Raw genomic sequence first — 271 nt, forward strand, 5'->3', positions numbered from 1 at the left:
CCGATGCCACGGCGCCAACTGCGCCGAGCGTAACCGTGGCGGCCAATGCCGATGGCAGCCTGGTGGTCAGCGGCAGTGCCGAGCCGAACAGCACGGTTACTGTGACTTACCCGGATGGCAGCACCGCTACGGTCGTAGCGGGTACCGATGGTTCCTACAGCGTCACTTCGCCGGTGAACCAACCGACCGGTGATGTCACTGCGAACTCGTCGGACGCAGCAGGTAATGTCAGCCCTGACACCGTGGTGGCTTATGCCGATGCCACGGCGCC

Annotated in this window: 1 protein-coding gene; it reads left to right on the forward strand. The window is 64.6% G+C overall.

All coding sequences use genetic code 11. The features are described from left to right. Positions 1–271, forward strand: a 271-nt coding sequence (locus Q7F16_RS30155; RefSeq protein WP_409557428.1) for an Ig-like domain-containing protein, incomplete at both ends; no start/stop codon positions are given.

The organism is Pseudomonas sp. Lb2C2, from assembly GCF_052112205.1.
GTDB lineage: Bacteria > Pseudomonadota > Gammaproteobacteria > Pseudomonadales > Pseudomonadaceae > Aquipseudomonas > Aquipseudomonas kilonensis.